Origin of the sequence: Hominilimicola sp. (genome assembly GCF_046972485.1) — a bacterium.
GTDB lineage: Bacteria > Bacillota > Clostridia > UBA1381 > UBA1381 > Hominilimicola > Hominilimicola fabiformis.
In genome coordinates this window covers 1-11,832 of the sequence record NZ_JBKVWU010000066.1, presented here as the reverse complement: position 1 = coordinate 11,832, position 11,832 = coordinate 1, and the positions used below count along the sequence as shown (strand labels likewise).

At 39.7% G+C, this 11,832-nt stretch carries 13 protein-coding genes and 1 pseudogene; all 14 read left to right on the top strand.

Annotated elements, in window-relative coordinates; genetic code table 11:
* Positions 1 to 21 precede the first annotated feature (21 nt).
* Positions 22 to 435: pseudogene (locus ACLTU0_RS07850) on the top strand (copper amine oxidase N-terminal domain-containing protein); the annotation flags it as partial.
* A gap of 141 nt (positions 436 to 576) precedes the next feature.
* Positions 577 to 1,059 carry a peptidylprolyl isomerase gene (locus tag ACLTU0_RS07845; RefSeq protein ID WP_412321940.1) on the top strand — a complete coding sequence of 161 codons (483 nt, stop codon included), beginning with the start codon at positions 577 to 579 and terminating at the stop codon, positions 1,057 to 1,059.
* A gap of 77 nt (positions 1,060 to 1,136) precedes the next feature.
* Entirely contained in the window at positions 1,137 to 2,669 is a 1,533-nt protein-coding gene (locus tag ACLTU0_RS07840; RefSeq protein ID WP_412321939.1) for an AbgT family transporter, read from the top strand.
* Between the two features lie 126 nt (positions 2,670 to 2,795).
* Positions 2,796 to 4,175, top strand: coding sequence for an MATE family efflux transporter (locus tag ACLTU0_RS07835; RefSeq protein ID WP_412321937.1), 1,380 nt, complete (start codon positions 2,796 to 2,798; stop codon positions 4,173 to 4,175).
* Between the two features lie 218 nt (positions 4,176 to 4,393).
* Complete coding sequence (locus ACLTU0_RS07830) at positions 4,394 to 4,792, top strand: ATP synthase subunit I (RefSeq protein ID WP_022230365.1); 399 nt, start codon at positions 4,394 to 4,396, stop codon at positions 4,790 to 4,792.
* A complete protein-coding gene (locus ACLTU0_RS07825; RefSeq protein ID WP_308456678.1) occupies positions 4,779 to 5,501 on the top strand; it encodes a F0F1 ATP synthase subunit A in 723 nt (240 codons plus the stop codon). Before ACLTU0_RS07830 ends, ACLTU0_RS07825 begins: the two co-directional genes overlap by 14 nt.
* A gap of 52 nt (positions 5,502 to 5,553) precedes the next feature.
* Positions 5,554 to 5,808, top strand: coding sequence for an ATP synthase F0 subunit C (gene atpE / locus ACLTU0_RS07820; RefSeq protein ID WP_022230367.1), 255 nt, complete (start codon positions 5,554 to 5,556; stop codon positions 5,806 to 5,808).
* A 25-nt stretch (positions 5,809 to 5,833) separates the two neighbouring features.
* Complete coding sequence (gene atpF / locus ACLTU0_RS07815; RefSeq protein WP_412321935.1) at positions 5,834 to 6,328, top strand: F0F1 ATP synthase subunit B; 495 nt, start codon at positions 5,834 to 5,836, stop codon at positions 6,326 to 6,328.
* A 9-nt stretch (positions 6,329 to 6,337) separates the two neighbouring features.
* Positions 6,338 to 6,862 carry an ATP synthase F1 subunit delta gene (gene atpH, locus ACLTU0_RS07810; protein WP_022230369.1) on the top strand — a complete coding sequence of 175 codons (525 nt, stop codon included), beginning with the start codon at positions 6,338 to 6,340 and terminating at the stop codon, positions 6,860 to 6,862.
* Between the two features lie 14 nt (positions 6,863 to 6,876).
* Positions 6,877 to 8,373, top strand: coding sequence for a F0F1 ATP synthase subunit alpha (gene atpA, locus ACLTU0_RS07805; RefSeq protein WP_022230370.1), 1,497 nt, complete (start codon positions 6,877 to 6,879; stop codon positions 8,371 to 8,373).
* Between the two features lie 13 nt (positions 8,374 to 8,386).
* On the top strand, positions 8,387 to 9,229 hold the full coding sequence (gene atpG / locus ACLTU0_RS07800; protein WP_022230371.1) for an ATP synthase F1 subunit gamma: 843 nt from the start codon (positions 8,387 to 8,389) through the stop codon (positions 9,227 to 9,229).
* A gap of 135 nt (positions 9,230 to 9,364) precedes the next feature.
* Complete coding sequence (atpD, locus tag ACLTU0_RS07795) at positions 9,365 to 10,759, top strand: F0F1 ATP synthase subunit beta (protein ID WP_412321933.1); 1,395 nt, start codon at positions 9,365 to 9,367, stop codon at positions 10,757 to 10,759.
* A gap of 2 nt (positions 10,760 to 10,761) precedes the next feature.
* Positions 10,762 to 11,160, top strand: coding sequence for an ATP synthase F1 subunit epsilon (gene atpC / locus ACLTU0_RS07790; protein ID WP_412294878.1), 399 nt, complete (start codon positions 10,762 to 10,764; stop codon positions 11,158 to 11,160).
* A 306-nt stretch (positions 11,161 to 11,466) separates the two neighbouring features.
* Positions 11,467 to 11,832: sugar-binding domain-containing protein (locus ACLTU0_RS07785; protein WP_412321931.1), on the top strand; the 366-nt coding region annotated here is incomplete at its 3' end.

The following is an 11,832-nucleotide window of genomic DNA, read 5'->3' as shown; positions in this document are numbered from 1 at the left end:
GTAAGAAAAGGAGAAATAAGAATGAGAAAGTTAAGCTTAATGTTGGCGTCAATAATGACGGTGACAATGGCATTGGTTCCGACAGTACAGGCGAGTGATATTACGGTAAAGGTAAACGGTGAAGAAATTCATCCCGAAATGGCACCTGTAATTGTTGAAGAAAGAACACTTGTACCTCTTAGAGCTGTTTCGGAGGCGCTTGGTTGTGACGTGTCGTGGGACGCAGATACAAAGGGTATAACACTTTGTGACGGAAGTAATCTGTATTTTACTTGGATTGACAAAGACCACGCATTTAAAACTTCGGCAACTGCGCTTGAAGATACAACTGTAATGGACGTATCGCCGACTATAATGAATGACTACACAATGGTACCGCTAAGAGCAATATCGGAAATGTTCGGCGCAACGGTTAATTGGGACGGAGGTACATCAACCGTTACAATCGACTACACAAAGAAAAATGTAGAAGAAGGACTTGCAAAGAAATTTGAATCATATGAAAAGGCTTTTGCCGAAAAATATGACGCATATAAGGGTTATGCTGACGGCACAGGAAACGTTGTAAACGCTGAAATTCAACTTGAGGACGGCGGTAATATTGAGCTTGAACTTTATCCGGATATTGCACCGAAAACGGTTGCAAATTTTGTTAAACTTGCAAATGAAAATTTTTATGACGGGCTTGTGTTCCACAGAGTTATAAAAGACTTTATGATTCAGGGAGGCGGCTATGATACCGATATGACACAGCACGAAACGGATACAATAACAGGTGAATTTATCCAAAACGGATACTTTAATTTGATACCTCACGAAAGAGGTGTTATATCAATGGCAAGAACGGCGATAAGTATGGACAGTGCGTCAAGTCAGTTCTTTATTATGCACCAAGACAGTCCGTCGCTTAACGGTCAGTATGCGTCATTCGGTAAGGTAACATCGGGTATGGAATATGTGGATAAAATCGCGGAAACCGAAACTCATTCACTAACTGATATGGGTATGGACGATGTACCTGTTCAAAATCAAATCATCAAGACAATAGTTATCAAATAGCTTTTGGCATATATTGTTCGTTGAATTAAATCACTCCCGTATGGTATAGTATCATACAGAAGGGAGTGATTTTTGTTTTGCGTAAAAAAGATAAAATCGGAATAATTGAAAAACTCGGACAGAAAATACCTGACCCTGTTATAATTTTTATATTGCTTTATATATTGGTACTTGTTGTAACGGGGATATTCGGAGGAAATACATTCTCTATGACTTCAGCTGACGGTACAAGCGTGAGTTATGAGATTAAAAATATGTTCACTGCCGAAAATGTGAGGTGGATATTCTCAAATGCGATACTTGATAATTGGCTCGGATATGCCGGAGGTATAGTAGGTACTATATTAATAGTAATGTTTGGTATAGGCATAGCGGAAGAATCGGGACTTTTGTCGGCACTTATAAGACGTATGGGTACAAATATATCGGATAAGCTGCTGCCGTTTGTGCTTGTATTTCTCGGAATAATGAGTAATATTGCGACAGATGCGGGATATTTGATTTTGATACCGCTTGCCGGACTTTTATATGTCGGTATAGGAAAAAATCCGCTTATAGGTATGGCGGCGGCGTTTGCAGGCGTAAGTGCAGGATTCAGTGCAAATTTGATACCGGCAACGGTTGTTGACGTTATAATCGGTACAAATGCGGAGGCTTTTGCAAGCAGTCAGAATATACCGTTCGTTTCGTATCTCGGAAAAGCGATAAATCCTGTGACAATGCACTATTATTTTATGCTTGCGTCAACGGTAATGCTTGTAATAATAGGCGGATTTGTTACAATAAAGTTTGTAAAACCTAAATTTGAAAAACAGAAATATATAATTCCGTCAGATATAAATGTAAGTGAATTTGTTGTTTCGGATAAAGAAAAAAGAGCACTTTGGTGGTCGGGTGCGGGACTTTTGACAGCACTTGCAGCAGTAGCATTGCTTGGATTCGGACCGCTTTCGTCATATGTTGACGAAACAGGTAAAACCGTAACACCGTTTCTTGATAACATCATATTGATAATTACATTCATATTCTTTGTACCGGGAATGTTTTACGGATATGCTGTGGGTAAGTTCAGAAAACTCAGCGATATGGTCGGAGCTATGTCTAAGCAAATCGGTACAATGGGATATGCGATTGTTTTGACGTTCTTCAGCTATAACTTCCTGTCACTTTTGACTTATACAAATTTGGGAACGTATATAACGTATATCGGAGCAATGGGCTTGCAGGCGGTCGGTGCGTCAAATTCACCGATATTGCTTATAATTGGCTTTATATTGATAACAGGATTTATTAATCTGTTTGTTGGCGGATTGAGTTCAAAATGGATGTTGCTCGGACCGATTTTTGTGCCGATGCTATACCATGTAAACAGCTCAATGACGCCCGATGTTGTTGCGGCGGCATACAGAATTGCCGATTCGTCAACGAATATCATAACACCGCTTATGACGTATGCGGGAGTGGTGCTTATGTATATGCGAAAGTATAAACCGGAATTTACGGCTGGTAACTTAATATCAATGATGATTCCGTATTCGGTTATCTTTATGGTATCATGGACATTGCTGTTAATGACATTTATTCTGTTCAAAATTCCGTTGGGATTTTAAAAAATATCTTGACTTTTTAGCTTTATATGAGGTATAATTCGAGTAGTCGAGTGGCGAAAAGCGTAAATCCAGATTTATGGATTTACGCTTTATTTTTTTGCTCAATAATTTTAGGAGGATAACGATATGGAAAAATCAATTAACAAAATGGGGACAATGCCTGTAAACAAACTAATGCTGACGCTTGGAGCACCTATGATAATATCAATGGTATTGCAAGCGGTTTATAACATTGTGGACAGTGCGTTTGTATCAAATATGCAAGGTACGGGAGAAATGGCATTAAACGCTTTGACGCTTGCATTTCCGATACAAATGCTTATGGTGGCGGTAAGCATAGGTACGGGAGTGGGAACGAATGCACTTTTATCGAGATGCCTTGGTATGGGTGACAGTAAAAAGGCGGCAAGAGTAGGCGGAAATGCGATGCTTTTGGCGATAATCATATATGTGCTTTGCCTTATATTCGGAATTTTCGGAGTCGGTGTATACATAGGTACACAGACAACAAATTCACAGATATACGATATGGCAACTGATTATTTGAGTATCTGCAGTGTAATATCGATGGGTATTGTGTTCTTTTCAATATTTGAAAAAATGCTTCAGGCAACGGGACTGTCGCTGTATTCGACTGTTGCACAAATAACGGGTGCGGTTATAAATATAATTCTTGACCCGATAATGATTTACGGATTGTTCGGACTTCCGCAAATGGGAGTAAAGGGTGCGGCATATGCTACGGTTATCGGACAAATAGCATCTTGTATTGTTGCGCTTGTTTTTCATTTGAAATTGAATAAGTCGATAAAAAACGGCATAAAATATATGAAACCGTCAATAAAAATAATAGGAGAAATATATGCGATAGGATTTCCTGCAATTATAGCACAGGCGCTTATGTCGGCAATGACATACGGTTTTAACATAATACTTGTCAGAATAGATGAGGCAATGGTTACGGCATACGGACTTTTCTATAAAATACAACAGTTTATATTGTTTGCGGCATTTGGACTGAGAGATGCAATAACTCCTATAATTTCATTCAATCACGGTAAAGGTGACAAAGAGAGAGTTAAAGACGGTATAAAATACGGAATGTTATATACATTTATAATAATGGTAATAGGCATAGCACTTCTTGAAATTTTTGCTTTGCCGTTTTCGGCTGTTTTCGGATTGTCGGGAACAACGCAAAGTCTTTGCGTAAGTGCAATGCGTATTATAGCCGTAAGTTTTATATTTGCAGGTGCTAATATTGCATATCAGGGTATTTTTCAGGCACTTCAAAGCGGTATTGAATCACTTATAATTTCGGTATGCAGACAAATTTTATTTGTATTGCCGGTTGCTTGGGGATTTTCTTTTTTGGCAATTCAATCTATGGATAATGCGTGGCTTGTATGGCTGACATTTCCTATATCAGAGATTATTTCGGCGATTATCGGCACAATATTTATGATTAGTATTAATAAGAAGAAAGTCAACACACTTTCCAATTAAGACAATTAAACAAAAAGTGAAAATATACTCATTATTCTTTGTGCAAAGTGCAACAAAGAAAAGGATAAATTTGTGTATAAGTGAGAAAATGAAAGAATAAACGACAAATAACGATAAAATTGTTTAAAAATATACGTTTGTCGGAAAACTAAGGGTTGAAAATAATAAGTATTATGGTAAAATAGATATAGTATCAAAAAGAGAAAGAGGGGAAATATGTGTCAAAGACTTTACTTGTCGAAATAAGAAATATTGCAATAGGTGTAATCATACTCGGAGCGGTGCAAGTACTTGTTACTTTGCCGACAAAGTTTTTTGGTTTATCTGCAATATTCGGAACACTTCTCGGATGTGCGGTGGCAATTTTAAACTTTGCACTTATGGGAATTATCCTTGAAAGATGTGTGTCAAAGCAAAAAGGTGCGTCCGGACTTATGGGAGTCGGTTATATAGGTAGGCTGGCACTTATTGCACTTGCGGTAATTTGGGCAACAAAGGTTGATTATCTAAACTATGTATGCGTTATAATTCCGCTTATATTCCCGCAGATTTCTATATTCATACTAAATCTTACGAGAAAAAAGGAAAGGGAAGTGTCAGAAGATGAACGGACCTAAGGTTTTATTTGAGATACCGCTTTTCGGTGGAATTAAAGTAACCGAAAGTATAGTCAATATGTGGATTATAATGGCGGCACTCGTGATAGTGTCTGTATGGCTGACACACGGTATGCGAGTAAGAAATCCGTCAAAAAAACAACTTGTGGCAGAAAAACTCATTACAATGCTTTACAATCTTGTAAAGGATACAATGGGTGAAAAATATATGTCGTTCGCACCGTATATAGGAACGCTTTTTATATTTTCGATAGTCGGAAGTTTATCGTCGCTTACGGGTTTAAGACCGATAACGGCTGATTTAAGCGTTATACTTTCGTGGTCGATAGTGACGTTCCTTATGATACAGGTGACGAACATCAAAAATCACGGTGTTCTCGGTTGGCTTAAGTCGTTTACCGAACCTGTACCGGTTATAACGCCGCTCAACCTTATAAGTGAAATCGCAAACCCTGTTTCAATGACGTTCCGTCATTTCGGTAATATTGCCGCAGGTCTTGTTATAACATCACTTGTATACGGCGGTTTGGCGAGTCTTAGCAGTGTTATACTTTCGTGGATACCAAATGATTTCTTTGCAACAATACCGATTTTACAAGTCGGTATTCCGGCAATACTTTCGGTTTACTTTGACCTGTTCACAAGCTTTTTGCAGGCATATATAATCTGTATGCTTACGATGGTGTTTGTTCAAGGTGCAGGCGACTAAAAAACAACAATAAAAAAACAACAATAAATATAAAACAAAGGAGATTTTTAAAATGGAAAGAGCAATTATATTAGCGGCGTCGGCAATAGGTGCGGGACTTGCAATGATAGCAGGTGTCGGACCGGGTATAGGACAAGGTTTTGCGGCAGGTAAGGCGGCAGAGGCAGTCGGCAGACAGCCTGAGGCAAAGGGCGCAATTACTTCAACAATGTTGTTTGGTTGTGCGGTTGCGGAATCAACAGGTATTTACGGTCTTGTTGTCGCATTGATTTTATTGTTTGCAAATCCGCTTATAGGACTTCTTTAATCAAACAGCGAAAGGATGAGAGCAAATGAATGAATATTTGCCTTTTGTATCCATAGACACATGGACAATGATTTTTACGTGGGCAAACCTGCTCATATTGTTTCTGCTTTTAAAGAAGTTTTTGTTTAAACCTGTAACGAAGATACTTGATGAACGCGCAGAAGAAATCGAAAATTCGTATAAACAGGCAGAGGAAACCAACGATAAGGCGATAAGCCTTAAAAGTGAATACGAAGAAAAACTTTTGTCTGCAAAAAATGAGGCTGACGGTATAATAAAATCGGCGGTTGAAACGGCGGACAAACGCTCTGAATCTATTGTAAATGAGGCAAATGAAAAAGTTCGGTATATAATGGAAAAGAGTCAAAAGCAGATTGAACAAGATAAGCAGAACGCAGTCACTGACGCAAAGAGAGAGATTGCGTCTATGGCTGTCGATGCGGCAGAAAAAATTATAGGCAAAAAATTAACTGACAGTGATGATGAAGAACTAATTTCTGATATTATTGATAGAATGTAGGTGATTTATATGTCTGCACCACAGACTTACGGTGCCTCGCTTTACGACCTTGCAAAAGATGAGGGGATGTCAAGAGAGATTTTGGTTGATCTTGCGGGGATTGTTTCGTTATTTAACGAACACCCTGCATATGTTAAAATACTTGATGCACCTCAAATCGAACGTGATGACCTTATGGAGATACTCAACGAAGATTTCTTGGGCAAGGTGAACAGATATGTTTTGAATTTCTTAAAGTTACTTTCGGAAAAGCATAGTGTACATCACATCGGGGAATGTTTTAAAACATATGAAAAGCTGTATAATGAGGACAATAGTATAAAAATTGTTAATGTTACAACAGCAAAGCCTATAGGCAAGCATTTGGAAGAAAAACTATTGCAGAAACTTGAAAAGAAAACAGGCGGAAAAGTAGTTTTGAAAATGCACGTTGATAAAAAATGTATAGGCGGAATTATAATCGAAACAGATGGTATACGGATTGATTCAAGTATAAAATCAGGACTTGAAGATTTAAAAAAAGCTTTGATATAGCATAGGAGTAGAAGATGCAGGATTTAAGCAAAGTTATAAAGGACAGAATTAAAAATTACGATAATATAATACGCGAAACAGAAACGGGTTATGTTATAGAAGTCGGTGACGGAATTGCACGTATACACGGACTTGATGCGTGTATGGCCGGTGAGCTTATCGAGCTTGACGGCGGAGTTATGTCTATGGCACTGAACCTTGAAGAAGATAACGTCAGCGTTGTTATTCTCGGTGATGATATGGGAATAAAAGAGGGCAGTATCGCGAAACGTACAGGACGTGTTGCAGACGTTCCAGTTGGTGATGCACTTTTGGGGCGTGTTGTTGACGCTCTCGGAAGCCCTATTGACGGCAAGGGTGCGATAAACACAACCGAAACCCGACCTGTCGAGTCTCCGGCGTCGGGAATTATCGAACGTAAGTCTGTAAGCGTGCCTTTGCAGACAGGTATAAAGGCGATTGACTCTATGATACCTATTGGCAGAGGACAGAGAGAACTTATAATCGGTGACAGACAAACAGGTAAAACGGCGATTGCGGTTGATACCATTATAAACCAAAAAGATACGGACGTACTTTGTATTTACGTTGCGATAGGTCAAAAGCGTTCAACGGTTGCGTCAATCGTTGATACGCTTGAAAAGGCCGGTGCGATGGATTATACGATTGTCGTTTCCGCAACGGCGTCTGAAATGCCGGCACTTCAATATATTGCACCGTATGCAGGTTGTGCAATGGGCGAATATTTTATGTATAAAGGCAAGGACGTTTTGATTGTGTATGACGATTTGTCAAAACACGCAGTAGCATACAGAGCGTTGTCGCTGCTTTTAAGACGTTCGCCGGGACGCGAGGCGTATCCGGGCGATGTATTCTATTTACATTCAAGATTGCTTGAAAGAGCGGCGAGATTGTCGGAGGATTTGGGCGGCGGCTCACTTACGGCATTGCCGATTATAGAAACACAGGCGGGCGATGTTTCGGCATATATACCGACAAACGTAATTTCAATTACGGACGGACAGATATTCCTTGAAACGGAATTATTCCATTCGGGCATTATGCCGGCGGTCAATCCCGGTATAAGCGTGTCGCGTGTAGGCGGTAACGCACAGATAAAGGCAATGAAAAAAGTTGCCGGAAGTCTGAAACTTTCGTATTCACAGTACAGAGAACTTCAAGCATTCGCACAGTTCGGCTCGGACCTTGATAAAGACACAAAAATGCGTCTTGCAAAGGGTGAGAGAATAGTTGAAGTGCTAAAGCAAGGAAGAAACACGCCGATAAGAGTATCATTGCAAGTGGTAATTATTTATGCGGTTATAAACGATTTGCTTGAAGATATACCTGTTGAAAGAATACAGGAATTTGAAACATCATTATTTGAGTATATTGAAAATAATGCACATGATATAATAGATACGATTGAAAACACAGGTGAAATGAGTAAAGAATGTGAAGAAAAAATCCGTTCATCTGTTGAAGATTGTAAGAAACGTTTTGTAAAGTAGGGGGGATGCTCTGATGTCTGCTTCATCAATGAAGACAATAAAAAACAGAATAAAGAGTATAAGCTCGACTATGCAGATAACAAAAGCCATGGAGCTTGTTGCCGCGTCAAAAATGCGTAAAGCGTCCGAGAGTATTGAGCGTTCAAAGCCGTATTTTAATATACTTCACGAAACGCTTGAAGATATAGCAAAGGATAATAAGGATTTCAGTTCTGTATTTACGCGTGAGAGAGAGGGCAAAACGTGTCATATTGTTATAGCCGGTGACAGAGGGCTTGCAGGCGGATATAACAACAATTTGTTTAAATCTCTTGACATAAAAGACGGAGATATAATTTTCCCGATAGGTAAAAAGGTTGTGGAGCATTTCGGTGAAGATAATGTGTATACCGACACATATGCCAAAGCAGGCGATATAAAAATCTCCGATTGTCACGCAATAGGAAGTTTATTGGCAAAGGCGTATGAAAAGGGCGAATTTACGCACCTTATTCTTTCGTATACAAGCTTTGTCAATATGCTTACGCAAGAGCCTAAGACGGAAAATGTTCTGCCGATAAGAGTTGAGCATACAAAAGATGGTATGCGTAATATGAATTACAGCCTTATTGTGTATGAGCCTGACGCAGAGGAAACTTTTGCACAGATAATACCTTATTATATTTCCGGAATGGTGTACGGTGCTGTGTCGGAATCGGTTGCGTCGGAATTATCGGCACGAAGAAATGCGATGGAATCCGCAACGGACAATGCGTCGGAAATGATTGAAAATCTGAGCCTTGAATATAACAGAGCAAGACAGGCATCAATCACGCAGGAATTAACAGAGATAATATCAGGTGCGAATAACTTATAATCCGAAATTTTTCCCGCAGCACTACTTTTTGTTTGGAGCAGTACACCTGTACGGCATCACAAACTGCAAAGCAGCACTGCGAAAAAAATTACAAATTATAAAATTACGGACTATATAGAGATGAAGGAGTTATGTATGAATAACGTTGGAAAAATAGTTCAAATAATAGGTCCTGTCCTTGATATAAGGTTTGAGGACGGTGAATTGCCTAATATTTTAAATGCCATTGAAATTGACAATAAAGGTCAAAGGCTTGTTGCGGAAGTTGCACAGCATATAGGCGACAATGTTGTCAGATGTATTTCGATGGGCTCGACGGACGGACTTGTCAGAGGTATGGACGCCGTTGATACAGGTGAGGGAATTAAAGTGCCTGTCGGTGAAGAAACACTCGGAAGAATTTTTAACGTTTTGGGTGATGCGGTTGATAATATGCCTAATCCCGAAACAAAAGAAAAATGGTGTATACATCGTGAGCCGCCGACATACGAAGAACAAAATCCGACAACGGAAATACTTGGAACGGGTATTAAGGTTGTTGACCTTATTGCACCGTATGCAAAAGGCGGTAAAATCGGTCTTTTCGGCGGTGCCGGTGTCGGCAAGACTGTTCTTATAATGGAGCTTATCAATAATATCGCTAAGGAACACGGCGGTATCAGTGTTTTCGCCGGTGTCGGCGAAAGAACGAGAGAGGGTAACGACCTTTATAATGAAATGAAAGAGTCGGGCGTTATCAATAAGACTGCGCTTGTTTACGGTCAGATGAACGAGCCGCCGGGTGCAAGAATGAGAGTTGCGCTTTCGGGACTTACAATGGCTGAATATTTCAGAGATAAGCAACATCAGGACGTGCTTTTGTTTATTGATAATATTTTCAGATTTACACAAGCCGGTTCGGAGGTTTCGGCACTTATCGGACGTATTCCGTCGGCGGTCGGTTATCAGCCTACACTTTCTACTGAAATGGGTGCTTTGCAGGAGAGAATTACATCTACAAAGAACGGTTCTATAACTTCGATACAAGCTGTCTATGTACCTGCGGACGATCTTACAGACCCTGCTCCCGCAACGACATTTGCTCACCTTGACGCAACAACCGTTTTGTCAAGACAGATTTCTTCGTTGGGTATTTATCCGGCGGTTGACCCGCTTGAATCAACGTCAAGAATTTTGACACCAGAAGTTGTGGGTAAGGAGCATTACGAAACAGCCAGAGCGGTACAGCGTATAATTCAAAGATATACCGAATTGCAGGATATTATTGCGATTATGGGTATGGATGAGCTTTCGGAAGAGGACAAGAATACCGTAAACAGAGCGAGAAAGGTTCAGAGATTTTTGTCACAGCCGTTCTCTGTTGCGGAACAGTTTACAGGTATGAAAGGTAAATACGTTCCGATTAAAGAAACAATTCGCGGTTTTAAGGAAATTATCGAGGGTAAATGTGATGATATTCCCGAATCGTGTTTCCTTTTCGCGGGCGGTATTGACGAAGTTCGTGAAAAAGCAAAGAAAATGGGTGAATAATTATGAATACATTTCATTTGCAGATAGTAACGCCCGACGGACTTATGTTTGACGGTGATGCGGAAAAATTACTTGTTCGTACTACTGAGGGCGACGTCGGTATTATGAGCGGTCACTGCGATTATGTAACGCCTGTCGATACGGGTGTGGCAAGAGTTACAACGAACGGCGATGTAAGAACGGCGGCGTGTTCGGGAGGACTTTTGAATGTGAAAAAAGGAACAGTCAGACTTGTTGCAAGTACGTTTGAATGGTCCGAAGATATTGACGTTGAACGTGCGTTGAGGGCAAAAGAGGCGGCGGAAAAGAAAATTAAAGAAGCTTCCGACTACGAAGAAAGAGCCGCTGAAATAAAATTAAAAAGAGCACTTACGAGAATACGTGTAGGTGAAGGAAAATAGTAGAAGGGGACACTAAAATTCAGTGTCCCCTCAGATTGTCAATAAATTGTCTGGAACGTGCAAAATATTATTCTTATAATTTAATAAAAAAACAAAAGGCAAGCCTATCTTTAATATACGGCTTGCCTTTGCACTTTCAGCGAAAATAAACTCTAACGTACCTGTGTACGCCGACAAGTTCATTTTCGCAGAATCCAAACTAATTTCTTGACATCTGCCGATATGCAGATAAAATAAAAATTTGCTAATCGTATTGACAAAAATTAACCGCTCGGATATACTAAAATATGAATAGGAGGACAAGGTATGCAGATTGAAAAATACTACAATGATTTAAACACATTGCATATTAATACAGAAGAAAACAGAGCGTATTATATGCCGTGTTCGGATATAGAAAATGCAAGAAAGGGAACGAATGACAGAAAGCAGGTTTTAAACGGTGAGTGGAATTTTATGTATTACACTTGCATTGATGATGTTCCGGAAGATTTTAAGGACGGAAATACAGACGGCTTTGATAAAATTCCTGTACCGTCATGTTGGCAAACTCAAGGTTATGACCGCCATCAATATACAAATACAAGATATCCGTTTCCGTATAATCCGCCGTATGTTCCGTATGACAATCCGTGCGGTGCGTATGTAACTCATTTTGAATCGGATAATGAT

Bases quoted from the DNA above. Each gene is read 5' to 3' on its own strand.
- ACLTU0_RS07835 (WP_412321937.1), top strand. From the start codon at position 2,796: ATGGAAAAATCAATTAACAAAATGGGGACAATGCCTGTAAACAAACTA.
- ACLTU0_RS07825 (WP_308456678.1), top strand. From the start codon at position 4,779: ATGAACGGACCTAAGGTTTTATTTGAGATACCGCTTTTCGGTGGAATT.
- atpE (WP_022230367.1), top strand. From the start codon at position 5,554: ATGGAAAGAGCAATTATATTAGCGGCGTCGGCAATAGGTGCGGGACTT.
- atpF (WP_412321935.1), top strand. From the start codon at position 5,834: ATGAATGAATATTTGCCTTTTGTATCCATAGACACATGGACAATGATT.
- atpH (WP_022230369.1), top strand. From the start codon at position 6,338: ATGTCTGCACCACAGACTTACGGTGCCTCGCTTTACGACCTTGCAAAA.
- atpA (WP_022230370.1), top strand. From the start codon at position 6,877: ATGCAGGATTTAAGCAAAGTTATAAAGGACAGAATTAAAAATTACGAT.
- atpG (WP_022230371.1), top strand. From the start codon at position 8,387: ATGTCTGCTTCATCAATGAAGACAATAAAAAACAGAATAAAGAGTATA.
- atpD (WP_412321933.1), top strand. From the start codon at position 9,365: ATGAATAACGTTGGAAAAATAGTTCAAATAATAGGTCCTGTCCTTGAT.
- atpC (WP_412294878.1), top strand. From the start codon at position 10,762: ATGAATACATTTCATTTGCAGATAGTAACGCCCGACGGACTTATGTTT.